Origin of the sequence: Alteromonas sp. KC3, from assembly GCF_016756315.1 — a bacterium.
Taxonomy (GTDB): Bacteria; Pseudomonadota; Gammaproteobacteria; order Enterobacterales; family Alteromonadaceae; genus Alteromonas.
In genome coordinates this window covers 3,799,782-3,826,477 of sequence record NZ_AP024235.1, presented here as the reverse complement: position 1 = coordinate 3,826,477, position 26,696 = coordinate 3,799,782, and the positions used below count along the sequence as shown (strand labels likewise).

Below are 26,696 nucleotides of genomic sequence, written 5' to 3'. Positions count from 1 at the left end.
CGGGCTTTTATGATTTACAGGGTTAGAGTACTTAACCTGTGTTACGCATACCAATGGCAATACCGGCAATGGTAACCATCATTGCGCGCTCTAAGCTGGTATTTTGCGACTCATCACCGGCTTTACGGATACGGTCAAGAAGCTCAATTTGCAGGTAGTGCAAAGGCTGTAAATACGCTGCGCGAATTTCCATAGACTCTTTACCCTGCGGGTCGTTCTTCATAATGTCGTCGTCACCGGTAATAGCAAGCAGCGACGAAATACTTTCTTTAAGCTCTGTGCGCAAAGCTTCACCAAAGTGCTTAAGCTCTTTAGGTACAAGACGTTCGTCATACGCTTCACTGATACGCGGGTCAGCTTTGTGGAACACCATGTCTAGCATTGATAGACGAGAGCGGTAGAACGGCCATTCACTGAACATTTCGTTCACGACCTTTTCGTTCTCTTCGTTTTTAACGCTGTCAATGGCGCGCATTACACCTAGCCAGCTCGGCAATACCAAGCGGGTCTGTGCCCATGCAAAGATCCAAGGAATAGCGCGTAAGCTCTCAATACCACCTTGTGGCTTACGTTTAGCCGGTCGACTTCCTAGCGGCAATTTGCCAAGCTCTTGCTCAGGAGTGGCAACGCGGAAGTAAGGAACAAACTCTTCATCGTGTCTTACCGTTGCGCGATAGTTATCGCGGCCTTGTGCGGCCATTGCCGTAATAAGCTCGCGCCACTCTTCTTTTGGTGCCGGTGGTGGGAATAACATAGCTTCAATGATAGCACTGGCGTAAATACCCAAGCTGCGCTTAGCCAGCTTCGGCATACCGAATTTGTAGCGAATGGTCTCGCCTTGCTCAGTTACACGGAAGCCACCTTCTAGCGAGCCTGGAGGCTGTGAATAAATGGCAGCATGTGCTGGCAAGCCTCCGCGGCCAATTGTACCACCACGACCGTGGAACAAGGTCAGGCTGACGTCGAATTCTTCAGCAATGGCAACTAACGCTTCCTGTGATTGGTATTGTGCCCAGCCTGCAGCTAATGCACCAGCATCTTTCGCTGAGTCAGAGTAACCAATCATGACAAACTGACGACCCTTCACATAGCCGCGATACCAGTCGATGGATAGAAGCTTGCGCATGACATCAGGTGAATTGTTTAAGTCGTCCAGCGTTTCAAACAAAGGCGCAACAGGCATTGGCCAATCTACGCCGCTTTCTTGAAGTAGAAGCTGTACTGCCATGACGTCTGATGGTTCACTTGCCATTGAAATAATATAAATACCAAAACCATGTTTGCTGTGTTTAGCAATTACTTTACAGGTATCAAGTACTTCTTTTACGTCGTCAGACGCATCCCATTGTGCAGGGAATAACGGGCGCTTAGAACCAAGTTCACGCAATAAGAAGGCCTGCTTGTCAGCTTCACTCCACTGTGCGTAATCACCAAGACCTAAGTAGCGGGTCAACTCACTAAATACATCGGCGTGACGTTCTGAGTCTTGGCGAACGTCAAGACGTAACAAGTGCACACCGAATACGCGAGCACGACGAATAGTGTCTAACAGTAAACCGTTGGCGACTACCTGCATACCGCAATCAAGCAATGATTGGTAGCACAGCATTAGTGGCTCAATAAGTTCTTCGTCGTAATTAACCCAGTTAGACGTATCTGGGTTTTTACCCGCTAGGTAGTCACTAATACCGTCACGCGTTGCGACAAAACGGTCGACTAACGGGCGAAGTAGGGCGCGATAAGGTTCATTGGCATCACCTACTTTTGCGCGAAGCTCGTCGTTGCAGTCATACATTGACAGCTCTACCTGCAAACGGTCTAGGTCGATTGCAAATAGCTTGGCTGCACGTTTACGAGCAAGTAATAACACTTGTTCAGTGACTTTTGACGTTACGAATGGGTTACCGTCACGGTCACCACCCATCCACGAGCTAAATTGAACAGGGGATGCATCGAGTGGCAATGAGACTTGATAGTCTTCATTTAAGCGGCCGTCCAGCTCGCGCATGAAATCTGGTACTGCTTCCCAAAGTGAATTCTCAATAACTGAGAAACCCCAACGTGCTTCATCAACAGGGGTCGGGCGTACCGAGCGAATTTCTTCGGTGTGCCAAGCCTGAGCGATGAGATCTGCAATACGTGTTTCAATCTTTGTACGCTCAACATCACTCAACGATTCTTGGTGAATGGCCTGTAAGCAGTTTGCCAGCTCTTTGTGTTTGTGAATTAAAGTGCGGCGCGTTACCTCGGTTGGGTGAGCGGTGAGTACTAAATCAATGTTTAGCTTGGCTACTGCTTCTTGCACTTTATCTGCAGTAAGTTCAGCTTTATCTAGGTGTTTAAACAGCGCATCTATCGACGCATCAACATTCATCGCAGCGTTGTATTCTTGTTCGGCAATGTTACCTAAGTTTAAGAATTGCGCGAAAGCACGACCAACAGTTAATAAATCGCTGTCAGACATGTTTTTGAAAGTTTCTTTCAGTTCTTCGCTGCAAGCAGCATCGCCCTGATAAGACGCTCGGCCGCCCTTTCTTATCTTTTCAATGCGGTCAAGCCATTCTTGACCCAGTTGATTTTTGATAGTTTCACCAAGGGTTTTTCCTAGGTAACGAACGGTGTCTTTTAGTTCAGCATCGTAGTGTGTTTGCATGCTATCCTCCTAAATATATGGTCTTAACCATACTGTGTCCTTTACAACTTGTCTAACCACTTTCGGTTATAATTTACAACATTTTGATACTTTTACACCCATCATAGTATTGCTCAAAGCAAGATAATTTCTGGTGTGATACACTCTTTCACCGGAAAATGCAGAAACATTCTCGCAGTATGCGTTTTGTTTGAAATTTGTACTGCATTTGTAATTAAATTTCAGGAGTTATCGTGACTGATACATTCAATACAGTAGAAACCCAAGCAAGTTACGGCATTGGTTTTCAAATGGGTCAACAATTGCAATCTAATCCTTTCGATGGTCTAGCAATTGATGCTGTGGTAGCGGGCCTAAAAGATGCATTCGCAGGTCAAGCACCTCAAGTTGACAACGACACGCTACGTGACGCGTTTGGTGAAATTCACAAGCGTATGCAAGCGGCTAAAGAAGAAGCTAGCAAAGCGGTTATTGAAGAAGGCACGAAGTACCTTGAAGAAAATGCGAAACGTGATGAAGTAACTGTTACTGAATCTGGCCTTCAATACGAAGTTATTGCTGAAGGTGACGGTGACACTCCTGTTGCAGCAAGCACTGTTCGCGTTCACTATCACGGCACTCTTATCAACGGTACTACTTTTGACAGTTCATATGAGCGCGGTCAGCCGGCTGAATTCCCAGTGGGTGGCGTAATCAAAGGTTGGACTGAGGCACTTCAGCTTATGAAGGTGGGTGCTAAGTATCGTCTATATATCCCACATGATCTTGCCTACGGTGAGCAAGGTGCAGGTGCCGCTATCGCACCTTACAGCACACTTGTATTTGATGTTGAGCTACTTGACATCCTAGGCTAGTTCGCCTTTGAGGGAGTGCCGCCCGGCGCTCCTTCATACAAGAGCGTATTGGCCTTTGCTATAAAAACGTACCACATACGTCAATACACTTTAGAAATCTTCAACAAAATCTCTTTTCTTCACACTACCTTTCGGTATGGTATAGCCTAATACTTTCACACTTTCTTACAGCGGACAGTCCCTTGGTATCTATCTGCTCCGAGTTGTTATCAGTAGCTTCGGCATTACAATAGCGCCATGCTTAAATAAGGAAAATTATTATGGTTATCAAGCCTAAAGTAAGAGGCTTCATTTGTACAAACGCACATCCTGTTGGCTGTGCTGCGTCGGTAGAAGAACAAATTGCTTATGTAGAAGCAAAAGGCGACTTAGGCGAAGGCCCTAAAAACGTTTTGGTGATCGGAAGCTCTACTGGCTACGGTTTGGCGTCGCGCATTACATCAGCATTTGGCTATGGTGCTAAAACGCTTGGTGTGTGTTTTGAAAAGGCACCTACAGAACGTAAAACGGGTACGGCAGGCTGGTACAATACGGCGGCTTTTCACGCGCAGGCAAAAGCGAAAGGCGTATACGCTGAAACCATCAATGGCGATGCGTTTTCTGATGAGATAAAACACGAAGCGATTGAGAAAATCAAAGCGGAAATGGGCAAAGTTGACTTGGTTATTTATAGCCTTGCGTCACCGCGTCGAACCGATCCTGAAACAGGCGTGACATATAAGTCTACGTTAAAGCCTGTAGGGCAAGCATATACAACAAAGACCTATGACACAGACAAAGACAAAGTTCACGAAGTGTCACTAGAGCCCGCAAATGACGATGAAATTCTTAATACCATCAAAGTGATGGGGGGCGAAGACTGGGAGCGTTGGATGGACTTCTTACGCGAAGCGGATGTGTTGGCTGAAGGCTGTAAAACAACCGCTTACACCTACATAGGCAAAGAGCTTACATGGCCTATTTACGGTCAAGCTACTATCGGAAAAGCAAAAGAAGATCTCGATCGTGCTGCTGCCGCTATCATTGGCAAAAACAGTGATTTGCTGGTACAGGCGAACGTTAGTTCATTAAAAGCTTTGGTGACTCAAGCAAGCTCTGCTATTCCTGTAATGCCACTCTATATTTCGTTGATTTACAAAGTAATGAAAGAAGAAGGGACGCACGAAGGGTGTATTGAGCAAATATTCGGTTTGTTTACCGAATGCCTATTTGGTGAAACGCCAACCCTTGATGAAGCTAATCGTTACCGAATGGATGGCAAAGAAACTAACGATGCTACACAAGCTAAAATAAAAGCCATTTGGGATGATGTTACCCAAGAAAACTTTCATGATGTGAGTGACTATAAGGGCTATCACCATGAGTTTTTAAAACTGTTTGGATTTGACATTGAAAGCGTAGATTACGAGCAAGATGTTGACCCAATGGTTAATTGGTAATACGTAAATAATATTTACTGATTTGTACTGAAGCCGTCTGATATGACGGCTTTTTTTGTTCTTGGCGTTAGTTTTGCTCAGTTTTGCTATTAATTGCGACTAAAGGTTTACATTAAATTGTAGAAAAATTTGGCTTTATTCTGAAATTGCGTGGCACAAACGTGTGGGTTAATGCTAAAATCCCGAAATTAAGTAGGGGGCTTTCTACCCACTACCAAAACAGCAGTAGCGATTGCAGCGCACAATAATAAAAATAAGTGTGAATTTCTGCTGGTGGTCTATAAAAATAGAGCGCATTAAAAACGCTCGCAAATTGGAATGAATGATTACAGCTTCATAACAGGCTGACTGTAGTTATGCTGACCAAAGGTTTTACAGCAAGTTCCGACAATCAATGAATTAGGTGTTTATCACCTGTTAATAGTGCGCTTTTGCATGCTGACAGGCAGGTTTTCTGCGGTCATGCAAAAGGGTATTTCTATTAGAGTAGTGCGATTACATATGATAAAAATCAAGAAAGGTCTCGACCTCCCAATTGAGGGAGCGCCGAAGCAGGAGATTGCTGATGCATCTGCTGCAACGCGCGTTGCCATTCTGGGAGAAGAATATGTGGGTATGCGCCCTACCATGCACGTCCAAGTTGGCGATGTAGTGAAGAAAGGTCAGGTACTTTTTGAAGACAAAAAGAACCCTGGCGTTAAATTCACTGCTCCAGCAGCGGGTGAAGTGGTAGAGGTTAACCGTGGTGCAAAACGTGTTCTTCAGTCTGTAGTTATCAAGGTAAACGGCAACGATGCTGTTAGCTTTGATAAAATTGCAGCTGACCAGATCGCGAGTGCTTCACGCGAGCAACTTCAATCAATCCTTGTAGAGTCTGGCATGTGGACAGCGTTGCGTACGCGTCCATTTAGCAAATCTCCTAAGCTTGACTCTGTACCAAGTTCAATTTTCGTAACAGCAATGGATACAAATCCACTTGCAGCTGATCCAGCTGTAATTATTGCTGAGCGTCAAGACGATTTTGTAAATGGTCTTAAAGCGCTAGCGCAATTGAGCGGTGGTAAAACTTTTGTTTGTAAAGCGCCTGGTGCTTCTGTAGCAACCGGTGATGCAGCAGTTGATGTTGAAGAGTTTGGCGGTCCTCACCCTGCGGGCCTACCAGGAACTCACATTCACTACCTTGATTCTGCTGGCATGAACAAAACAGTGTGGCACATCAACTACCAAGACGTTATGGCGATTGGTGCGTTGCTGACTACAGGTGAACTTGATAGCCGTCGTGTTATTTCTTTAGCGGGTCCTGCTGCTAAAAACCCTCGCTTAGTTCGTACAGTGATTGGTGCAGACCTAACTGAACTTACTGCTAGCGAGCAAGAAGACGGTGAAGTTCGTGTTATCTCAGGTTCTGTACTTAACGGTACAACTGCGATGGGCGTACACGGTTTCCTAGGTCGCTTCCACACACAAGTTTCACTATTAAAAGAAGGTCGCGAGAAGAAGTTCTTCGGTTGGATCATGCCTGGTTCAAACCAACACTCAGTGACTCGTGCTTACTTAGGTCACCTAAGTGGCAGCAAGAAATTTGATATGACAACAACTACCAATGGTTCTGAACGTTCAATGGTTCCAATTGGTAATTACGAACGCGTTATGCCCCTAGATATCATTCCTACGCTACTGCTTAGGGACCTGATTTCTGGTGATACTGACGGTGCTCAGACGCTGGGTTGCTTAGAGTTAGACGAAGAAGATTTGGCATTGTGTACTTATGTATGCCCTGGCAAATACAATTACGCGCCTATCTTACGCGACTGTTTGACCACGATAGAGAAAGAGGGTTAAGTCATGGGTTTAAAAGCGTATTTAGAAAAGATCGAACCAAACTTCGAGCCAGGTGGTAAACATGAAAAGTGGTATGCGCTTTACGAAGCTGCGGCGACCATTTTCTACACCCCAGGTAAAGTAAACAAAGCTAACACGCACGTGCGTGATAGCATCGACCTTAAGCGCATCATGATCATGGTATGGATGGCAACATTCCCAGCTATGTTCTTCGGTATGTACAACATCGGTTTCCAAGCGCAAGAAGCAATTGCAGCTGGTGCAGGTACACTACCTGACACGTGGCAAGCGGGCTTATTCGCTGCACTAGGTGGTGACTTGACGAATGCAGGCACATTGGGCTTGTTCTTCTACGGTGCGTGTTTCTGGCTTCCAATCTACGCAGTTACGTTTGCGGTAGGTGGTTTCTGGGAAGTACTTTTCGCTTCTGTGCGTAAGCACGAAGTTAACGAAGGTTTCTTCGTAACATCGGTACTGTTTGCACTAACGCTTCCGGCTACTATCCCACTGTGGCAAGTTGCACTAGGTATTACTTTTGGTGTTGTAATTGCAAAAGAAGTATTCGGTGGTACAGGTCGTAACTTCCTTAACCCAGCACTATCTGGTCGTGCATTCCTTTACTTTGCGTATCCAGCGCAAATTTCAGGTGACCAAGTATGGGTAGCAGCTGATGGTTATTCAGGTGCAACGTCTCTAAGCCAAGCGGCTTCTGGCAACCTTGACTACGCGAACATGGATCAGTGGATGAACAGCTTCATCGGTACTATCTCAGGTTCAGCGGGTGAGGTGTCTACTCTTGCTATTATTCTTGGTGGTTTGTTCATCATGTATATGCGTATAGCAAGCTGGCGCATTGTTGCTGGTGTGGCGATTGGTGTGGCGTTCTTCGCAACCTTGCTAAACCTAATCGGCAGTGATACTAACCCTATGTTTGCAATGCCTGCACATTGGCACTTTGTTGTTGGTGGTCTTGCTTTTGGTATGTTCTTTATGGCGACAGACCCAGTTTCTGCGTCGTTCACAAACCAAGGTAAGTGGGCTTATGGTATCTTCATTGGTTTCATGACGGTACTAATCCGCGTCCTAAACCCAGCCTTCCCTGAAGGTGTAATGCTAGCAATTCTATTTGCTAACTTGTGGGCGCCACTGTTCGACTATTTCGTCGCACAAAGCAATATCAAGCGGAGGGTAGCACGTGTCGGCTAAGAAAGAATCTTTAGGCAAAACGGTAGGTATTGTTGTTGCCGTATGTTTAGTTTGTTCAATTGTTGTTTCTGGCGCGGCTGTTGGCCTTCGCTCTTTACAGCAAACAAACGCAGCTCTAGATAAGAAGAGCAACATCCTAACTGCTGCTGGCCTTTATGAAACGGGCATGAGCAATAGCGCAATTGAAAGCACGTACAGCGAGCGAGTAGAACAGCGTTACGTAGACCTAGACAACGGTGCGTTCGTAGAAGCGCCGAGTCAAGATTACGATATGTACAAAGCAGCAAAGGTAACTGAGACAAGCACTAAAGTAGAAGGCAGCAATGTCGGCTTCCAACGTCGCCCTAACGTGGCAAGTGTTTACTTAGTGCGCGACGAGGCAGGTGATGTATCTCGTATCATTCTTCCTGTACACGGCAGCGGCCTTTGGGATCTTATGTACGGTTTCTTAGCGGTAGATGCTGACGGACAAACAGTTCGCGAGCTTATTTACTACCAGCAAAAAGAAACGCCAGGACTAGGTGGTGAAGTGCAAAACCCTGCTTGGCAGGCAAAATGGGACGGCAAGGAACTGTACGAAAATGGCGAAGTAGCTATTCGTGTAGTTAAAAATGCTAACCCTAGCAATCCTCACACTATTGATGCGCTTTCAGGTGCAACCCTAACCAGCAACGGTGTTGAAAACACAGTACGTTACTGGGTAGGCGAGCAAGGCTTCGGCCAATTCCTGAAGAACCAAGCATGGCGTTCATAAGGGAAGTCTCATGGCAGATACTAAAGAAATGAAAAAGGCCCTCTTTGGGCCAATTCTGGACAACAACCCGATCGCCCTTCAGGTACTAGGGATTTGTTCAGCACTTGCTATTACAACCAAGTTGGAAACAGCTTTGGTAATGTCGCTTGCGCTTACGAGCGTTGTAGCGTTCTCAAACTTGTTTATTTCATTAATTCGTAACCAGATTCCATCTAGCGTTCGAATTATTATCCAGATGACCATCATTGCGTCGTTGGTAATCGTTGTTGACCAAATTCTGAAAGCCTATTCATATGAAATATCGAAGCAGCTGTCGGTATTCGTTGGTCTGATTATCACGAACTGTATCGTAATGGGTCGTGCAGAAGCCTATGCCATGAAGAGCCCACCTCTGATGAGCTTCCTTGATGGTATTGGTAACGGCTTGGGTTACTCTTTCATTCTAATTGTTATCGGTACAATTAAAGAGCTATTTGGTTTCGGTACTATCTTAGGTTTCGAAATTCTTCCACTGGTTCAAAACGGTGGTTGGTATCAGGGTAACGGTTTGTTAATCCTACCATTCAGCTCATTCTTCTTAATCGGCGGTATGATTTGGTTTATCCGTACTATCCGTCCAGAGCAAGTTGAGCCTAAGGAGTAAGTCATGGAACATTATTTGTCGTTATTTGTTCGCTCAATCTTCGTTGAGAACATGGCGTTGTCACTATTCTTGGGTATGTGTACCTTCCTTGCGGTATCTAAGAAAGTTAAAACTGCTATGGGCCTTGGTGTTGCCGTTATCGTGGTACTAGGTATCTCTGTACCGGTTAACCAAGTTATTTATGTAAACATCCTTGCTCCAGGCGCGCTTGCGTGGGCAGGTTTCCCAGAAGCTGACTTAAGCTTCCTAAACTTCCTAACGTTTATCGGTGTTATTGCGGCATTGGTACAGATTCTAGAGATGAGCTTAGATAAGTTCTTCCCTGCGCTTTATAACGCACTAGGTATCTTCCTTCCGCTAATTACTGTTAACTGTGCGATCTTCGGTGGTGTAGCGTTTGCGGTTCAACGTGAATACAACTTTACTGAAAGCATCGTATACGGCGTAGGTAGTGGTATGGGCTGGGCACTAGCAATTGTATTGCTAGCGGCAGTACGTGAAAAACTGAAGTATGCCGATATGCCTGATGGTGTTCGTGGTCTGGGTTCTGTATTCATGATCGCGGGTCTAATGGCCCTTGGCTTCCAGTCTTTCACTGGTATTCAGCTGTAATAAGCTCGGGAGCATCTAAATGAATAATGTAGAAATATTTCTTGGCGTCGGCATGTTCATTGCCATTGTATTGGCGCTAGTATTTATAATCATGTTTGCTAAGTCTAAGCTGGTACCAACTGGTGATGTAACTATCACTATTAATGGTGACCCAGACAAAGCAATTAAAACTGCACCGGGTGGCAAGCTACTAGGTGCACTAGCAGACGCAGGTTTCTTCGTATCATCAGCATGTGGTGGCGGTGGTTCATGTGGTCAGTGTCGTGTAGACGTACATTCTGGTGGTGGTGAGATTCTACCTACAGAGCTTGACCACATCACTAAAGGTGAAGCACGCGAAGGTTGTCGTCTTTCATGTCAGGTTGCCGTTAAGCAAGACATGGAAATCGAACTTGAAGAGTCTGTATTTGGTGTTAAGAAGTGGGATTGTGAAGTTATCTCTAACGATAACAAAGCAACGTTCATCAAAGAACTTAAGCTTAAAATTCCAAATGGCGAGAGCGTTCCATTCCGTGCGGGTGGTTACATTCAAATTGAAGCGCCTGCGCACCACGTTAAGTACAAAGAGTTCGATATTCCTGAAGAATATCGTGGCGACTGGGAGCGTTTCGGCTTCTTTGATATTGAGTCTAAAGTTGACGAAGAAACAATTCGTGCATACTCAATGGCGAACTACCCAGAAGAAGAAGGCATTATCATGCTGAACGTGCGTATCGCTACGCCGCCGCCTAATAACCTAAGCCTGCCTGCAGGTAAGATGTCATCGTACATCTGGAGCCTGAAAGAAGGTGATAAAGCGACTATCTCTGGTCCATTTGGTGAATTCTTCGCGAAAGACACTGATGCAGAAATGGTATTCGTTGGTGGTGGTGCAGGTATGGCGCCAATGCGTTCACATATTTTCGATCAACTTCGTCGTCTTAAGTCTGACCGTAAGATCAGCTTCTGGTACGGTGCTCGTTCACTTCGCGAAATGTTCTACGTAGAAGATTTCGATGAACTAGCAGCAGAGAATGATAACTTTGAATGGCATGTAGCACTTTCAGATCCTCAGCCAGAGGACAACTGGGAAGGCTATACAGGGTTTATTCACCAAGTTCTTCTAGAGAACTACTTGAAAGATCACCCTGCGCCAGAAGACTGTGAGTTCTACATGTGTGGACCACCTATGATGAACGCAGCCGTTATCAACATGCTTAAAGATTTAGGTGTTGAAGACGAAAACATCATGCTAGATGACTTTGGTGGTTAATATACTGCTTACAACTAGCAATTAAGAATATTTAAAAGGGGCGCAAGCCCCTTTTTTATTCAAGTTGATCCAAAGCCCCATAAGGGTAGGGTCTAAGCTGTATGGAAATGAATTAAGGACAACAACGTGGTTCGATTTGCTTTGCGAATTTTTTTGGCAGTAGTCGCTATTGGTATCTTGTTGCTTGCCAGCTGCAGTGATGAGCAGCGCCCAGTGGTGCATCTGCAAGGGCATACAATGGGGACAACCTATAACGTTAAATACCTTGTTGATGAAAAAGAGACAGACGGCGTAGATGCCAATGCACTGCAAGCTGAAATAGATGCGCGCTTGGTGGACGTGAACAAAATGATGTCTACGTATGATCCAACGTCAGAGCTGTCTCGCTTTAATCAATATCGCTATACCGATAATTTTGCAGTATCGCCAGATACATTGGTGGTAGTGAACGAAGCGCTACGCCTTGCTCGTTTAAGTGGCGGCGTTCTTGATGTTACCGTTGGACCTTTAGTCAATTTGTGGGGTTTTGGCCCTACAAAGCGGCCTGAAAAGGTGCCTACACAAGCTGATATTGACGAGATAGCAGATTATGTGGGCTATGCGAAACTTTCTACCACGCCAACCGGTCTTAAGAAGTCACACCCTATGCTTTACGTCGACCTATCGACCATTGCTAAGGGCTTTGGTGTTGACGAAGTTGCTGAAATATTGGAACAACGTGGTATTGAAGACTACCTTGTTGAGATAGGCGGAGAAATGCGCGTACGCGGCGAGCGTGGTGATGGAAGTGAATGGCTTATAGCAATAGAAAAGCCGGTTACTACTGAACGTGCGGTGCAAAAAGTTGTGTCTATTGGGACTAATGCAGTAGCGACATCGGGCGATTATCGTAACTATTACGAAGAAGATGGAAAGCGCTATTCGCATTTGATCGATCCAACGACGGGTTCGCCTATTTCACACAACTTAGTGTCGGTGACTGTGGTTCATCCTTCGTCAATGACAGCAGATGGGCTTGCCACTGCATTTAACGTGATGGGATGGGAACAGGCTATTGCGGTAGCAGAGCAAGAACAACTTGCGGTATTTCTCATTCGTCGCACATCTGAAGGTTTTGACGAGTACGCATCGCCAGAATTTGATAAACTGGTGACAGTTCATAATTAGGGGGTAGCAATGTCTACATTCATTCTTGCGTTTGGTTTCTTTCTTGCCATGGTTTTAGCCATGGCGGTAGGTTACTTGGTACAGAAGAAATCTATTTCTGGAAGCTGCGGTGGCCTTGGCGCGCTTGGTATAGAAAAGGCATGTGATTGCCCTGAACCATGCGATCGCAAAAAGATGCGTATGGAAAAAGAAGAAGCGCGTCAGAAAAAGCTAAACGAATGGAAGCAAAATCAAATTTTGTAACGTTCTTAGCAATCTAAACTACTATTTAAAAGCGCTGTTTGATGTTTTAAACGGCGCTTTTTTGATCTCGACTAAATATGCTGTGCAACGTTCTTCGATTGATGAATTGCTCGAACAACTCTAATTCCATAACTATGCCGTCTAAACACAATGATATGCTTATTATTGCTTTGATAGTGTAATTTAACGGCTTTAATAATATACTGTCTATTTGTACAGTTTTACGCAATATGGCGTTAATAGCAAAGGCGGGTTATGCGAAAAATTATCCACGTCGACATGGATTGTTTTTATGCCGCAGTTGAAATGCGCGATAACCCAGCGCTGCGTGATATTCCCATCGCCATTGGGGGGAGCTCCGACAGGCGCGGTGTTATCTCTACCTGCAACTACCCCGCACGTAAATTTGGTGTGCGCTCTGCTATGGCCACGGCTTATGCCATGAAATTGTGCCCAAACCTTACTTTGGTAAAGGGACGAATGGAGGTCTACGCCAATGAGTCACAGAAAATACGAAAGATTTTTGCCGACTACACAGACCTAATAGAGCCACTATCTCTAGATGAAGCCTATCTTGATGTTACTAACAGTCAGTTTTGTGGTGGTAGTGCCACGTTGATGGCAGAGGAGATAAGAGCACGTATTAAGAGTGAGTTGGGACTTACCGCCTCTGCGGGGATAGCGCCTTGCAAGTTCGTTGCAAAGGTTGCCAGTGATGAAAACAAGCCTGATGGAATTTGTGTGATAACTCCTGAAAAGCTTGATGAGTTCGTTCGTGAAATGCCGCTTAAAAAGATCCCCGGTGTGGGCAAAGTCACTATGCAAAAACTTCAAAGGCTCGGTCTGACCACCTGCAACGATGTCAGGCAGTATCCTTTTGAGCGCATTCAGAAAGAACTAGGTAAGTTTGGTAGTGTGTTGTGGGAACGTGCACATGGCATTGATGATCGCGAGTTGTCGGTGTCAAGAGAGCGAAAATCGATAGGCGTAGAGCGTACCTTGAGCGAGGATATCCACACGTTAGAGCAGTGTAAGGCCTATTTACCTCATTTACTTGAAAAGCTTGAGCAGCGTATGGAAAATCACAGCAAACGCACTGGCAAACCCGTACGTTTGCGAACTCAAGGCGTAAAGCTAAAATTTAACGACTTTCAATTGACGACAGTAGAACATCGTCAAGCATCGCTTAATGAGCGTTACTTTCATGAGTTGATGGAAGAAGCGTTTGAACGGGCTAATGGACGCGGGATCCGCTTAGTGGGTCTTCATATTGGACTTGCCGCACAGCACTCGACACAGCAACTTACATTGCCTTTTGATCTCTAAGCATACTAACAACTATTTATTGGGCTCTAAAATGAATCACACACAGTTAATTACGCCAGGCCGCTATAGACACTATAAAGGTAATTTGTACGATGTATACGAGGTTGCCACGCATTCTGAGGATGAAACTAAACTTGTTGTTTATAGACCCTGCTATGGTGAACGTGCATTGTGGGTAAGGCCGCTGGACATGTTTATTGAAACGGTTGACCGAGATGGTAAAACATTGCCGCGGTTTGCCTACGTGGGAGATATACCTAATGACGAAAAAATGATCTAATTTTGAAATTAGGTCATAGTGTAGAAGGTCTTATTTAAGAATAATAATACGCCCATAACACAAGGAATAACTCATGCACTGTGCAATTCGTTCACGATCTCTCATATTGGCGGCATTGGTGGCCATATCTCCTTTGAATCTAGCTTTCGCCCAAGATAGGTTCGCTGATGTTGAAGTTAAAGCCACTGAAGTAAGAGGGGCTGTACATATGCTTACTGGTATGGGGGGAAATATTGGTGTTTCTGCTGGTGAAGATGGCGTACTTATTATTGATGATCAATTCGCGCCTTTGGCTGAAAAAATTGCAGCTGCATTAGGTGAACTGGGCAGCGACAAGCCTAAATATGTAATCAATACACACTACCATGGTGATCACACGGGCTCTAATGCGTTTTTCCATAGTCACAAGGGCGCAACCATTTTTGCGCACGAGAATGTTCGTGTACGCTTGGCAAGTGATGAAAAAGTAAAACCTGAAGCACTGCCAACAGTAACCTATGATGATGGCATCAAAATTTACTTCAACGGTGAAACGGTTCACGTGATGCACCTGCCAGTTGGGCATACTGATGGTGATAGCGTTGTGTGGTTTGAACAGCCTGACGTACTACACACTGGCGATTTATTCTTTAACGGTATGTTTCCTTATATTGACCAAGGCGCGGGTGGTAACGTCGAGGGATATATGGAATCTGTGCAGCACTTACTTAATAAAATTGATGACGATACGGTTATTATTCCTGGTCATGGTAAATTGAGTAACAAGAAGGAATACACCACCTTTTTGAATATGATCAGCGAAACGTTCAGCTACGTTAAATCACTCAAGCAAGATGGCAAATCTCTCGAAGAGGTCAAAGCGATGGGCTTAGACGACAAATGGGCTGACTGGAGTTGGAACTTCATTAGTGAAGAGAAATGGATAACTACTTTGTATACCGATGCTTAAGTAGCCATCAAGGAACCTAGTGGGGTGAGCAGGTTCATTCCACGCATTGGAGCGTGTTGCTTTTCCAAACCGAAAATGCAGCACGCTCGATAATTAGTTAGTGAAAGTTTGAATATAAAGTTGCTCTACTTTGTCTCTTGCCCACTGTGTTTTTCGTAAAAACTTTAGTGATGATTTCACTGAAGGGTCATTGTTAAAGCAATTTATTTTTATTCGGTAATACAAGCCCTCCCAACCATAGCGTTCCTGCAGTTGAGTTACTATCTTTTCTAAGGTAACCCCGTGTAACGGGTTGTTAGGTTGCTGATCCATTATTAAATGCTGCTTTGTTGTGAATCTAAAAGCAAAGTTTATCACGAAACACGTAATACACTGACATTGTCCATGAAGTATTGTGGCTTATCGCAACCTTTAACTACGCCGCATGTTCTCAAAAAGCGAAGGCTCCCAAGGCCGCATTGCCATGAGTAAGCCTATATGCTGACGCTCTTCAATAGGAAGAGCGTTGTCTTCGCTACTTAGCTTGGCCGCTTCTTGGCGTAACTGTTCCAATCGGCGCTGAATAATGGCTACTGAGGATGGAGAGTAGCGACCGCGAAGATATGAGCGAAACATCCATGGTTCATTCTTTTTTGGGGCCATGAATTTCACCATCACCTCATTTTCCATAAATTTCGCCAACGGCCCACCTGGTATCCATCTAAAATCTTGCGCAATGAGCAACTTGTAACGGTTGTTGGGCAGTAGCTCAATGAGTTTGAGTTTATCAAGCGTTGTCATTAGTTTAATACCTTCAACTTCTTCAATGTTGTAGTGGCTAATAATTTCATCAAACCGCCATCCATCTCTTACGCATACCGCAGCTAACAATAACTTAGGGTTAGCCAGCAGTTTGAGCTCTTGCTCTTCAGAGAGTTGAGATATCTTTTCTTGCTGCTTTTGCGACAACTGAAAGAGCTCACTCAATGATAGGTGCAAACATTCACAAATTTGCTCGAGCTTTTCCAATGTGAAGGCCTGAAGTGAAAAATTACGCTTTACACTGGCTTCACTGACATTGAGTGTTTGTGCAAGCTGCTTGTAGGTTATTCGCTGCTCTCGCAAACATTGTTTAAGCGTGTCGTAGATCAGACTAATCTGGCTCATGGTATTAAATATTTATACTCTTGGTGTAAATTAATACTACATTAATTATTATGGTTTACGAAATTTAATCCTTTCTCTAGTGTAGGAAGTGACGAAAGCAACATTTTAGCTTTCCACCTTAGGAGTGAGTGATATGAAAAATACACCATTAACATTGATGTTAGTCGCTGCGTTGAGCAGTGCTCTTTGTGTCAACGCTGTCTATGCTGATGACTCAGTAACGCACAGTGGTAAAGCAAGTAAGCATAGCGTACTCGCTGCGTCTGAAGGCCTAGCCTCTGCCGCAACAGTAGCCAGCGCAGTAGTAGCTGCCCCAATTATCGTTACCGGCAGTGTGGTTCTCGCAACGGGAAGTGTGATTGCAGAAAGTGCAGATTCGATAGCACAAAGTAGACATTCACATACAAGTAATACTCATCACAATGGTCCCTTGGTGATCACCGAAACCATTATTACGGCAGACCCTGCGCCAAACAAAGTAAAAGTCACGACAACCACCACGCGATAGGTGACGGTATGAAACGCTTTTTACTATTCATAATGGTGTTGGGTTCTGTAGCTGTTGGGCCTGTTTATGCTGGAAGTGAACAAACAGGCAAACCCAACTTTACACCTGAAGCCATAGCACAGTTTTCAAAATCGGTAGAGAGGTACGCTGCCGCTGAGGGGGCAAGAGCATTTATTATTGCCAGACGTGGGAGACCCGCAGAAGATTTGCCAAATGGCATACGCTTTACACATACAGCGATTGCCATCTACTCAAACATTGAACTAGATAATGGTGATATCGCAAAGGGCTATGCCATTCACAATTTATATCAAGATGCAGATCAACCCGATATTAGCCATCTTGTTACGGATTATCCGGTCGATTTCTTCTGGGCGGCATATGCATTAGAGGCCGGGATCATCATCCCCACACAAGAGGTGCAAGAGGCACTTGTAGAAATGTATCTGCAAGATAAAGCTAAATTGTTACACAACCCGCGCTATTCGGTCATCGCTAACCCGTTCAATAGTGAACGACAAAATTGTACCGAATACACTTTAGATGTTTTGAATGCAGCAGTGTACTCAACCACTGACGTCGGGCAATTAAAAGTGAATGCAAAAGCGTACTTTGAAGCGCAAAAAGTGCATATGAGTCGAGCGAAACTTGGTTTGGCTAGTATGTTTAGCGACGGAATAACAACCCGAGATCACGGCAGAAAAATTGAAACCACAACGTTTGGCAGCCTAGCGCGTTACATGGATAAATATGACCTTGCAAGTCATGCGGTAGTGTTTACACAAAGTGGTAAAACGGAAATTCTTTAGGAGAAAGACATGCAGCAAAGTATCAAACCAACAAAAGCATTTCGAATAGCGTCGATTGTAGCCTTAGTTGTGGGTGTAGGTGCATATTTCATTGGACTATACAACGCGCCAATGGCACTCAATGAGAAAGGGTACTACTTCACCATTATGTTGTTTGGACTATTCTCGGTGATCAGCTTGCAGAAAACAGTCAGAGATAAAATGGAAGGTGTTCCAAGTACCAAAGCTTACTTTTTAGCCTCAGGCGTAGCGGTAGCAAGTGCAATAGTGCTCTTGGTTATCGGGCTAATAAATGCCGAGCTACTACTTAGCGAGAAGGGATTCTTTGGTATGGCGTTTACATTAAGTTTGTTCGCCGCCATTACTGTACAGAAAAATGTAAGAGATGGCGCTGCACTTGAATTAAACGGCACAACCACGCAGCACAAGCCCAAAGGAAAAATTGAAGAGGGAAAGAACGACAACTCTCGATATTTAATGGAAGTTGAGCAAACGAAGGCCAAAGTTAGCCAATAAAAAGTGTAAGTCGAGATGCTAGTTTAACGAGGAGCCAACTAATGTTGGCTCCTTTATCGTTTTATATTAAGCGTGTCTTTTACGCTTTGAAACAAATAGCAGTAGCATGCCGATTAACAGCGTTGGCATCGTCGTGGGCGCTGAAACGGTTGTCGCAGGTTCATATTCATAGCTTACCGTGATGTTACCTTTCCAACGTGCGTTGGCATTGTAATAGCACTCGTTCCCCTTACATTGAGTGAATTTTACAGAGTTTATTAAGGTAATTAGAAAGCGTGCTTGCTCAAAGTAGCTAGTATCATTTAACGCCAATCCATTCAGACTGAGGTCATAATCGTAAGTTTGCGTATTGCTTTGTGAACAACTATCTCTAGAACCAGTACAGGAAATGTTCAGCGTGCGGTCATTGTCGTTTAAGTAAAAGTATCCAGCTCCATTTTCAAAAATACGAAAGTCTGCGCTGTGCTCGCCTTTAGCATTTGCACTCACACTACACCCGAAAAGGCACACATTAGAAGTGTAACCACTTACTTTCTTATATAACGTCAATGTTGAGTCAAGCTCAATAGTAACGTTTAGCAAATTACCAAGTGATGAATCAAAACCATTGATATATAGGTTTTGAACGGTAGAGTCAGTGGTTGTGCCACTAGAGTTAACGTATTGATGGTAATCAAAGTTAAGTGATTCGCTAGTAATCATGCTTGCTGAGCTTGAAAAGCTTACGAGGAGCAAAAAAGCAGAAAGTAACTTGTTCATTACATATACCTTGTGGGTGACTTCATGTATTTTTATTTTCTGCCAGAAGCAAATTGTGATCCATTTTTTAAGTTTATGAATAATTTGAATATTTTCGCTATTCCTATTGAGTGGTGTAAAATAGTTTGACGGTTTTTTCCATTTACGGCCAATTCGTTTGCGAAAGACCTATTTTGAACAATCTCTGGGGACTTGTCGGTTCACTCTAAGGACGAATTGATTAGTAGACATACCTTGCGTATGCTCTGGCAGACTATAGTTATTAACTGATATGAAGGCAAAATAGGCTGTGTGTGAACTTTTAGGCATGAGTGCCAATACTCCTACAGATTTGTGTTTTAGTTTCACAGGGCTAACCCGCCGTGGTGGTGAAACCGGCCCTCACAAAGACGGCTGGGGCGTTGCATTTTACGAAGGTAAGGGAGTTCGAATGTTTCATGACCCTGAACCTTGTGCCACATCGCCCATCGCCGATTTTGTATCAACCTTGCCGATTAAGAGTAAAAACGCAATTTGTCATATTAGGCAAGCCAATGTTGGCAATATTAATCTTGCTAATACGCATCCTTTTACGCGTGAGTTATGGGGCCGATATTGGGTTTTTGCGCACAATGGGCAACTTCCGCAATTTACGCCTTCAAGCGGAGTATATGAAGCAGTCGGGGATACCGATAGCGAAGCTTTGTTTTGCGATATTATGAATAATGTGCGGCAAAACCTTTCTCGTGATACAGCGCCAGAAGCGCTTGCACAAACACTCGTTACTTTAGCGCAGCGTTATGCTCAACAAGGCGTTTTTAATTGCTTATTGAGTAACGGCGACTGGCTGTTCACGTTTTGCAGTACCAAACTTGCTAGTATTACGCGTCGGGCACCTTTTGGCCCTGCATGCCTTAAAGATGTCGAAGTGGAAATTGATTTTGCCGCTGAAACTACCCCTAAAGATGTGGTAAGCATCATCGCTACCGAGCCGCTAACCAATGATGAGCAATGGGACATTTATGAACGCGGTGAGTGGAAACTGTGGCAAGAGGGCGAAGTGATTGCTCGTGGTAAAGTTGATGTACCCGAACACAAAAAAGAATCTGAAATGGTGTCACCAGACCCTTCTCTTCACTCAAGCTGTTAAATGACAATCCAATACCAGCTGCAATACACTAGACATTCACTATGACAACACGTCATGCAGTGTATCTTTAATCAGTTGATAGCGGACGGGTAGTGAACTATGCGGTGTTTGCACACAGTATAGCGGCTCTGTTACCTCATTTGGACCATCATGAACCGTCAACTTACTTGCAACATGGGTGTATGCTAACGTGCTTTTTGGGAGCACTGTAAATCCATGCCCTTCACTGACCGGCAGAAGAATTTGTGACAACTGGTTGATATAGCCTGAATGAGGCAGCTTGTTTGGATTTAGGCTTGCAAGTTTTTCCTCGCCACTGTCTTTGATGTAACGCTGTAAGTAGTGCATCGCATCGGGATGATTGATCAATCCAAGCTGGTTTAATCGCCTATCAATAGGGATTGGGTTACCGTCTTTGCTGCCCTTTATTGGCATTGCTGTTTTGGGGAGTATAAGCGCGAGTGTTTCCTCACCTACATAGGTGCAGTCAATATCTTCTGTACTAGGGCTATTGGTCACTATTCCAAGGGCAATACTGTTGTCTCGAATGCCCTGTAAGATAGTACGTCGAGGTGCAACTTCAACATGAATGGTCAGGGCGCGATGAATTGATTGTAATTTAAGTAATGCAGGGTAGATACGTTGCGCTATCGCACCAGAGCACGCTACCACACATTTACCTTCGAACGGCGCATCAAACTGCAGGCTCTCGATAAAGTCTTGTTCTTTGTTTATTTGGGCACAAGCATACTCATAAACCCGTCCGCCTTGTTCAGTCAACTGAATGCCTTTACCTAATCTCACGACTAGTTCGCATCGGCATGCTTCTTCTAGTTTCTTAAGATGCTGGCTTACGCCGGGCTGCGTCATAAATCGTTGCTCGGCTGTTCGCGTAAAATTTCCGGTCTCTACGAGCGTTATAAACGTATCTAACCATGTTGGATTGAGCATAGGTATAAATTTAAATTATCAATTTGAGAATTAATGATAATTTCATATTTTCTGTATGTCTAGCTAGCATAAATGCACTTTCAATTAAGCAAAACCGCAGGAGTGAGTTATGACTGAAGCAGTAAAGACACCGTACCCACGTACGTTTTCGCACATAGGTATTTCAGTACCTGATCTGGAAGCCGCAGTGAAGTTTTACACTGAAGTACTTGGTTGGTATCTGATTATGAAGCCAACTGAAATTGTTGAAGATGACTCGGCCATCGGGGAGATGTGTACTGATGTGTTTGGCCCAGGGTGGGGGAAGTTTCGCATAGCGCATCTTTCAACTGGCGATCGCGTAGGTGTAGAAATTTTTGAGTTTAGTAACCAAGAGGACCCAGAGGATAATTTCGAGTACTGGAAAACTGGTATTTTCCATTTCTGTGTTCAAGACCCAGATGTGGAAGGGTTAGCTGAAAAGATCGTTGCCGCGGGTGGTAAAAAGCGTATGAAAGCCCCTCGCTACTATTACCCGGGTAAAAAGCCATATCGTATGATTTACATGGAAGACCCATTTGGCAATATTCTAGAAATTTATAGCCACAGCTATGAATTACACTATGCCAGCGGCGCTTACGAATAAGCACAGAGCCGATATTACAGAGTGCGTGTTGAGCTTTGCTGAACAAAGCGAAATGCAAAGTGCAACACGCATTATTTCATATAACCAAACCTTTGATTTATCTAAATCTTCGATTTAACCAAACCTTCCCGATACGTAGGGATTTGATGACTTTTCTTTAGCAACGGTTGTCGTTGGCCCATGTCCCGGATAAATAATCATATCATCAGGTAATACCATGATTTTCTGGTTTATCGAATCGATGAGTTGTTGATGATTGCCTTGAGGAAAGTCGGTACGGCCAATAGAGCCTGCGAAAATAATATCCCCCACAATGACCTTGTTGCTCGCGCGCTCAACCAGTGCAATATGCCCCGGGGTGTGGCCCGGACAATGCAGGACATCAAGGGAAAGGTTTCCTACTTGAACTGAGTCATTGTCGTTTAACCATGTATGCGGTGTGAACGGTTCAGCGGGTGGGAACCCAAACATTTGGCTTTGTTGTAACAATGCATCTAACCAGAATTTATCACCAATATGTGGGCCTACAATCGGTACGCCATAATGCTCGGCTATTGCTACTGTGCCGCCCACGTGATCAAGGTGACCATGGGTGAGTATTATCTTGTCTATATCGATTCCGCGCGCTGATGCTGCCGCGATCAGTTTATCGGTCTCACCACCGGGGTCGACAAATGCGCCCTTGTTGGTCGATGGGTCCCAAATTAGTGAACAATTTTGGGCAAAGGGGGTAACAGGAATAACGGCAATTTCCACGTAAAAACCTTTTTATATTGCGAAATCAATATCGAGCATTATACATCGCTAGCCTTTGGCTGCATTATCGCACGTGAGTTCTGCTGCAAATAGTATAGAGAAGCGCTCCTACTACAAGTTCACCAAGTAAGAACTGCCATGCACTTGTCGAAGATTGTGTGATTGACCAGATGCATACTAAGAGCGCTACAAAAGGTAGTAGACGATTAACTATAGTGGGTGACTGAGTGAGTTCGTGCTGAGCACGGATAAGCACAACAATACACACTGCATATACGACAAGTCTTGCAAGTACACTGGCAATAGCAAGCCATACAAAGCTGCCACTTAATGCCATGATCCCAGCAAAAATACCCAAGACCAGTATAGATATGTGCGGTGTAGCAAACCGCTGATGCACGCGACCTAGGCCATTTTTCCCTAACTTGCCAGGTATCAGAGATTGGTGCGCCATAGAGTAGGTTAAGCGCGAGGTAGAAATCATATTAGCCAGAAGGTTTCCTGCCACTGACACTACCGCTGTAAATGTCATGACCAGCGCTCCAGTGTTGCCGAATATGATGTTAGCCAGCGTGATAAGTGGTGCATTTTGTTGTGGTTCAAGTTGCTGTTGTGTGCCAACGGTATGCCAGTGAAGCCATTGTACACAGAAGTAAAACAAGGCGATGCTGGCCACAGTGAACATTAATGCGCGCGGAATAGTTTTCTTTGGCGAGCTTGTTTCGCCGCTTGTCACTACAACGGTTTCAAACCCGATAAACGCATATAAGGTTAAAAGCGCACCGGCTGAGATAGTATCCAACGCTGGGATCACAAGTGCATTGTCTTGAGATGTATTAAACACGCTGAGGTCTAGTTGCCAATAACCCACAGCAATAAGCACGACAAAAGGGAGTAACTTTACTAACGAGAGTGTATCTAGTGATCGCATTGCGGCTTTTAAGCCCACAATGTTCACCGTAATTAACGCTGTTGTTATCACAACGATGGCGATAGATTTACCAATGCCTGTATTCAGCTCAGGCCATAAATATCCCGCATACAGCAAGAGTACATGCATATTTGCGGCAATTGCCGTTGCCCTAGCAAGATAGTAAATAAAACCCGTTTGAAAGGCAGCGGCATCACCGAATCCTTTTCTGGCATACACTACAGGGCCACCCGTTTCTTGATACAGGCTTGCAAGTTGCCCAAAACACCATACAACGGTGAGCATAAGGGCACCGAAAATCAAAAATATGTACGGGCTAAATGCGCCAAGTTCGGCAGCCATCTTAGCGGGCAGCGCAAAAATACCTGCACCAATTAAGCCATTTAAAACTAACAAGGCGGCGCCAAGGCCGCCAATACCGCGGCTCAACAAGCCAGCGTTCGAAACAGAATGTCGCATACAGTATTAATTGCTTTCAAATACGTTTTTGCCTGCCACATAAGTAGCATGTACTTTTGTTTTCCAAATATCTTTAGCATCAATAGTAAAAATATCTTGGTCCACAAGGATAAAGTCGGCCCATTTTCCTGGCGTTAGTGTGCCAAGGGTATCTTCCATGTGGCCGGCGTATGCGGCATCCAGAGTAAAGCCCTTAAACGCTTGTTCGATGGTCAGCGCCTCATGAGCATACCAACCTTTTACGGGCTGATTGTTACGGTCTTGGCGGGTAACCGCGGCATGAAGACCGTAGAAGGGGTTAGCAAGTTCTACGGGGAAGTCAGAGCCCAGTGGCAACGCTATACCTGAATCAAGCAGTGTCTTCCATGCATAAGCGCCTTTCATTCTGTCTTTTCCAATGCGATCCTCAGCCATGTTCTTATCGCTCGTTGCGTGGGTAGGCTGCATTGATGGCAAAACGCGCAAAGAGGCAAAACGAGCAAGGTCGTTTGGGGCAATAACCTGTGCATGCTCAATGCGATTACGAAGTTCACTGCCGCCAATAGTGTCAAAGGTCGACTCAAACTCGTTCAGCGCAACATGGTTAGCCTTATCGCCAATGGCATGATAGTTAAGCTGAAAACCTGCACCAATAACGGTTGTGAAAAGCTGTGTCATATCTTCAGGTTGCGTTAACAACAAACCGTGCTGATGAGGCGCGTCTGAGTAAGGGGCAAGTAGTGCAGCACCTCTACTTCCTAAGGCGCCATCGCCATACGCTTTTACTGAGCGAATATACAAGAAATCTTGTTTATCGCGAATTACACCATTGCCAAGCATGGTAGAAAGCTCGGGATCTGTCGCGCTAACCATAGCGTAAATGCGCACAGGTAAGTCGCCCTCTACAGCTTCTTTTAGGTAGAAGTCGTAAACATCTCTACTTACACCCGCATCGTGCATCGATGTGATGCCATTTGATAGTAAGTGCTCACCTGCTGCGTGCAGTTGCTGCTCATATATCGCATTGCTGGCTTTAGGCAGATATTCTTCAATCAACAACGATGCATTATCAATAAAAATGCCCGTAGGATTTCCATTTGCATCTTTAACTATTTCTCCACCAACCGGCGAAACGGTATCTTTGGTGATCCCAGCTAGCGCCATGGCTTTGCTGTTTACCCAAGCGGCGTGGCCATCAACACGGGTAAGAAATACAGGGCGGTCTGATACCACTTTGTCTAAATCGGCGGCAGTTGGAAATGCTCTGTCTGACCACAGCTCTTGGTTCCACCCTCTGCCTGTTATCCACGACTGCGTATTGTTAGCAAAGGCGTAATCAGCCACCATACTGGCGGCATCTTGTGCACTTTTGCTGTCGCGTAAATTCACCTCAAGTAGATTCGCGCCAAGGCCAAGCAAGTGCCCGTGAGCATCAATAAGCCCAGGAAGCATCACTTTTCCGTCACCATCGATAGTGCTATCGATATCATATTTGGCGTTGTCTTTTTCAGGTGAGATATTTAGCGCTACAACTTTGCCGTCTTCCATCACCAAGTTCGAAAAGGTCATGAGTTTGCCATCATTATCAAGCGTGTACCCTTTGACATTATTAACTAACGTTGCTGCATGAGTAACACTTGATAGGGCGCCTAAACAAACACTCAGCGCCAAAATAGATGCGCGCGCTAAGCAAGATTGTCTTATCGAATTAAGTCCACTTAGTGCTACTTGAGTGGTTGTCGGGTAGGGAGTTGTACTCATATCGTTATTCTTCTTCCATGTTATCGTCGGTATCTAAAATGGGGGGCTGCAGTAAAAAGTCGCGTTCCCAAATTTTAGCCATTGCACTTTGACTTATATTTCCGCCAGATAGTATGACCAGCGCAGTTTGCCCTTTAGGCGTATTCGCTGCCCAAGACGCTACAGCCGCCATTGTCATGGCACAGGTGGGCTCAATATGCAGTTTTAATAAATGATGAAGCCATTGTGTCCAGTAAGCGATTTGAATTTCGTCTACTTCATAAAAGTCGTCAAGCTCTTGTAAAATGGGAAAGGTAATGTCACCTACCGACGGAGTGGCAGCGCCGTCAGCGAGCGTGGTTGGCGCTTCTTTAAGCGCAATAATTTCTCCGGCTTGCAGCGACATTGATGCGTCGTTTGCAGCGGCAGGCTCAGCGCCAATTACTAAGGCGTCAGGTTGTAGTGCTTTAGTTGCTAGTAAAGTGCCAGATAGCAACCCTCCACCTCCACACGGAGCAAATACAGCATCAACATGGCCAACTTCCTCGAGGGCTTCCAGTGCAGCGGTGCCTTGACCGGCAATTATGTCTTCGTGATTAAACGGTGGCATCCATACCGTATCGCTCGCTTTTGCCGCTTCTTTTACGGCATTATCGGCCTCGATACGGGTTGGAAAAAGTTTGAGGTCTGCACCATAACTTTGTGTTGCGGCAGCTTTTATAGGGGATATGTTCTCACTTGCAAATACGGTCGCCTTTATTCCAAAGTGTGCTGCCGCATAAGCAACGGCTTGGGCATGATTTCCAGAACTATTGGCTACTACGTATTTCGGCAAACGGCCTTCTTCTTTTAAACGGGCGAGAAAATTCATTGCGCCGCGGATCTTAAAAGCCCCTATGGTTTGCAGGCATTCCGCTTTAAACAGAATACGCTGTCCCATCCACTCATTAAGTAAGCTTGATTCGACAATAGGCGTCTGTTTTACGTGTTGTTTTATTCGCTCAAAAGCCTGTTTAATGCTCTCGAACGTAGGCATTGAAGACGTTGAATTCATGTAACTAGCGCTCTTTTTTATTTATGAGTCCTACGTTATCACTGTAAATAGGACAATTCATAATATTTTCATATTTCTCGCGTATGCTTTGCACGCAAGAGTTCAACGAGTGTC

27 protein-coding genes are annotated in these 26,696 nt (G+C 44.8%); 18 read left to right on the top strand and 9 right to left on the bottom strand.

Going from position 1 to position 26,696, the window contains the following annotated elements:
• Nucleotides 1-31 precede the first annotated feature (31 nt).
• A complete protein-coding gene (gene ppc, locus JN178_RS16905; RefSeq protein ID WP_202262539.1) occupies nucleotides 32-2,653 on the bottom strand; it encodes a phosphoenolpyruvate carboxylase in 2,622 nt (873 codons plus the stop codon).
• Between the two features lie 233 nt (nucleotides 2,654-2,886).
• On the opposite strand from ppc, the gene JN178_RS16900 reads away from it, so the two are divergent.
• The 13 genes from JN178_RS16900 to JN178_RS16840 all read left to right on the top strand — a co-directional run bounded on the left by JN178_RS16900 (nucleotide 2,887) and on the right by JN178_RS16840 (nucleotide 15,220).
• Nucleotides 2,887-3,507 carry an FKBP-type peptidyl-prolyl cis-trans isomerase gene (locus tag JN178_RS16900; protein ID WP_269752166.1) on the top strand — a complete coding sequence of 207 codons (621 nt, stop codon included), beginning with the start codon at nucleotides 2,887-2,889 and terminating at the stop codon, nucleotides 3,505-3,507.
• A gap of 260 nt (nucleotides 3,508-3,767) precedes the next feature.
• Complete coding sequence (gene fabV / locus JN178_RS16895) at nucleotides 3,768-4,946, top strand: enoyl-ACP reductase FabV (protein WP_202262538.1); 1,179 nt, start codon at nucleotides 3,768-3,770, stop codon at nucleotides 4,944-4,946.
• A 501-nt stretch (nucleotides 4,947-5,447) separates the two neighbouring features.
• Nucleotides 5,448-6,788 carry a Na(+)-translocating NADH-quinone reductase subunit A gene (locus JN178_RS16890; RefSeq protein ID WP_159627753.1) on the top strand — a complete coding sequence of 447 codons (1,341 nt, stop codon included), beginning with the start codon at nucleotides 5,448-5,450 and terminating at the stop codon, nucleotides 6,786-6,788.
• Between the two features lie 3 nt (nucleotides 6,789-6,791).
• Complete coding sequence (locus tag JN178_RS16885; protein ID WP_159627755.1) at nucleotides 6,792-7,994, top strand: NADH:ubiquinone reductase (Na(+)-transporting) subunit B; 1,203 nt, start codon at nucleotides 6,792-6,794, stop codon at nucleotides 7,992-7,994.
• Nucleotides 7,984-8,748, top strand: coding sequence for a Na(+)-translocating NADH-quinone reductase subunit C (locus tag JN178_RS16880; protein WP_202262537.1), 765 nt, complete (start codon nucleotides 7,984-7,986; stop codon nucleotides 8,746-8,748). The genes JN178_RS16885 and JN178_RS16880 overlap by 11 nt, the downstream gene beginning before the upstream one ends.
• A 10-nt stretch (nucleotides 8,749-8,758) precedes the next feature.
• On the top strand, nucleotides 8,759-9,391 hold the full coding sequence (locus tag JN178_RS16875) for an NADH:ubiquinone reductase (Na(+)-transporting) subunit D (RefSeq protein ID WP_014950795.1): 633 nt from the start codon (nucleotides 8,759-8,761) through the stop codon (nucleotides 9,389-9,391).
• 3 nt (nucleotides 9,392-9,394) lie between these two features.
• Entirely contained in the window at nucleotides 9,395-10,003 is a 609-nt protein-coding gene (gene nqrE / locus JN178_RS16870) for an NADH:ubiquinone reductase (Na(+)-transporting) subunit E (RefSeq protein ID WP_014950794.1), read from the top strand.
• Between the two features lie 19 nt (nucleotides 10,004-10,022).
• Entirely contained in the window at nucleotides 10,023-11,255 is a 1,233-nt protein-coding gene (gene nqrF, locus JN178_RS16865; protein WP_202262536.1) for an NADH:ubiquinone reductase (Na(+)-transporting) subunit F, read from the top strand.
• Between the two features lie 126 nt (nucleotides 11,256-11,381).
• On the top strand, nucleotides 11,382-12,422 hold the full coding sequence (locus JN178_RS16860) for an FAD:protein FMN transferase (protein WP_202262535.1): 1,041 nt from the start codon (nucleotides 11,382-11,384) through the stop codon (nucleotides 12,420-12,422).
• Nucleotides 12,423-12,431: 9 nt separating this feature from the next.
• Nucleotides 12,432-12,665 (top strand): (Na+)-NQR maturation NqrM, encoded by a 234-nt coding sequence (nqrM, locus tag JN178_RS16855; protein WP_159627761.1) that lies wholly within the window; start codon nucleotides 12,432-12,434, stop codon nucleotides 12,663-12,665.
• Between the two features lie 255 nt (nucleotides 12,666-12,920).
• Nucleotides 12,921-13,991, top strand: a complete 1,071-nt coding sequence (gene dinB, locus JN178_RS16850) for a DNA polymerase IV (protein WP_202262534.1) — start codon at nucleotides 12,921-12,923, stop codon at nucleotides 13,989-13,991.
• Between the two features lie 31 nt (nucleotides 13,992-14,022).
• A complete protein-coding gene (locus JN178_RS16845) occupies nucleotides 14,023-14,271 on the top strand; it encodes a DUF1653 domain-containing protein (RefSeq protein WP_202262533.1) in 249 nt (82 codons plus the stop codon).
• Nucleotides 14,272-14,344: 73 nt separating this feature from the next.
• Nucleotides 14,345-15,220 carry an MBL fold metallo-hydrolase gene (locus JN178_RS16840; protein ID WP_202262532.1) on the top strand — a complete coding sequence of 292 codons (876 nt, stop codon included), beginning with the start codon at nucleotides 14,345-14,347 and terminating at the stop codon, nucleotides 15,218-15,220.
• 93 nt (nucleotides 15,221-15,313) lie between these two features.
• Here the strand turns inward: JN178_RS16840 and JN178_RS16835 are convergent, their stop codons facing one another.
• Complete coding sequence (locus JN178_RS16835; RefSeq protein ID WP_202262531.1) at nucleotides 15,314-15,532, bottom strand: VF530 family DNA-binding protein; 219 nt, start codon at nucleotides 15,530-15,532, stop codon at nucleotides 15,314-15,316.
• 99 nt (nucleotides 15,533-15,631) lie between these two features.
• Nucleotides 15,632-16,366 (bottom strand): helix-turn-helix domain-containing protein, encoded by a 735-nt coding sequence (locus tag JN178_RS16830; protein ID WP_202262530.1) that lies wholly within the window; start codon nucleotides 16,364-16,366, stop codon nucleotides 15,632-15,634.
• Between the two features lie 133 nt (nucleotides 16,367-16,499).
• Here JN178_RS16830 and JN178_RS16825 point away from each other — a divergent pair, with 133 nt between their 5' ends.
• From JN178_RS16825 to yiaA, 3 genes are read left to right on the top strand one after another with little or no spacing between them, the layout of a single operon-like run.
• Nucleotides 16,500-16,874 (top strand): hypothetical protein, encoded by a 375-nt coding sequence (locus JN178_RS16825; RefSeq protein WP_202262529.1) that lies wholly within the window; start codon nucleotides 16,500-16,502, stop codon nucleotides 16,872-16,874.
• A gap of 8 nt (nucleotides 16,875-16,882) precedes the next feature.
• On the top strand, nucleotides 16,883-17,683 hold the full coding sequence (locus tag JN178_RS16820; protein ID WP_202262528.1) for a DUF2145 domain-containing protein: 801 nt from the start codon (nucleotides 16,883-16,885) through the stop codon (nucleotides 17,681-17,683).
• Nucleotides 17,684-17,692: 9 nt separating this feature from the next.
• Nucleotides 17,693-18,199 carry an inner membrane protein YiaA gene (yiaA, locus tag JN178_RS16815; protein ID WP_232369606.1) on the top strand — a complete coding sequence of 169 codons (507 nt, stop codon included), beginning with the start codon at nucleotides 17,693-17,695 and terminating at the stop codon, nucleotides 18,197-18,199.
• 66 nt (nucleotides 18,200-18,265) lie between these two features.
• Here yiaA and JN178_RS16810 read toward each other — a convergent pair whose 3' ends face one another.
• Nucleotides 18,266-18,958, bottom strand: coding sequence for a choice-of-anchor E domain-containing protein (locus JN178_RS16810; protein ID WP_202262527.1), 693 nt, complete (start codon nucleotides 18,956-18,958; stop codon nucleotides 18,266-18,268).
• Between the two features lie 289 nt (nucleotides 18,959-19,247).
• Here JN178_RS16810 and JN178_RS16805 point away from each other — a divergent pair, with 289 nt between their 5' ends.
• The gene (locus JN178_RS16805) at nucleotides 19,248-20,087 is read left to right on the top strand and encodes a class II glutamine amidotransferase (RefSeq protein WP_202262526.1); all 840 of its coding nucleotides are present in this window, start codon (nucleotides 19,248-19,250) and stop codon (nucleotides 20,085-20,087) included.
• Nucleotides 20,088-20,126: 39 nt separating this feature from the next.
• On the opposite strand, the gene JN178_RS16800 is transcribed toward JN178_RS16805, so the two are convergent.
• Nucleotides 20,127-21,038 (bottom strand): LysR family transcriptional regulator, encoded by a 912-nt coding sequence (locus JN178_RS16800; protein ID WP_202262525.1) that lies wholly within the window; start codon nucleotides 21,036-21,038, stop codon nucleotides 20,127-20,129.
• Nucleotides 21,039-21,147: 109 nt separating this feature from the next.
• Between JN178_RS16800 and JN178_RS16795 the strand changes: the two genes are divergently transcribed.
• The gene (locus JN178_RS16795; RefSeq protein WP_202262524.1) at nucleotides 21,148-21,663 is read left to right on the top strand and encodes a lactoylglutathione lyase family protein; all 516 of its coding nucleotides are present in this window, start codon (nucleotides 21,148-21,150) and stop codon (nucleotides 21,661-21,663) included.
• Nucleotides 21,664-21,777: 114 nt separating this feature from the next.
• Here JN178_RS16795 and JN178_RS16790 read toward each other — a convergent pair whose 3' ends face one another.
• From JN178_RS16790 to JN178_RS16775, 4 genes are all read right to left on the bottom strand, one after another.
• Nucleotides 21,778-22,419 carry an MBL fold metallo-hydrolase gene (locus tag JN178_RS16790; RefSeq protein WP_202262523.1) on the bottom strand — a complete coding sequence of 214 codons (642 nt, stop codon included), beginning with the start codon at nucleotides 22,417-22,419 and terminating at the stop codon, nucleotides 21,778-21,780.
• Between the two features lie 64 nt (nucleotides 22,420-22,483).
• Nucleotides 22,484-23,809: an APC family permease gene (locus JN178_RS16785; protein ID WP_202262522.1), complete on the bottom strand. Its 1,326-nt coding sequence runs from the start codon at nucleotides 23,807-23,809 to the stop codon at nucleotides 22,484-22,486.
• A gap of 6 nt (nucleotides 23,810-23,815) precedes the next feature.
• Nucleotides 23,816-25,549: an amidohydrolase gene (locus tag JN178_RS16780; RefSeq protein ID WP_202262521.1), complete on the bottom strand. Its 1,734-nt coding sequence runs from the start codon at nucleotides 25,547-25,549 to the stop codon at nucleotides 23,816-23,818.
• A gap of 4 nt (nucleotides 25,550-25,553) precedes the next feature.
• Nucleotides 25,554-26,582 (bottom strand): serine/threonine dehydratase, encoded by a 1,029-nt coding sequence (locus JN178_RS16775; protein WP_232369605.1) that lies wholly within the window; start codon nucleotides 26,580-26,582, stop codon nucleotides 25,554-25,556.
• Nucleotides 26,583-26,696: the final 114 nt, after the last annotated feature.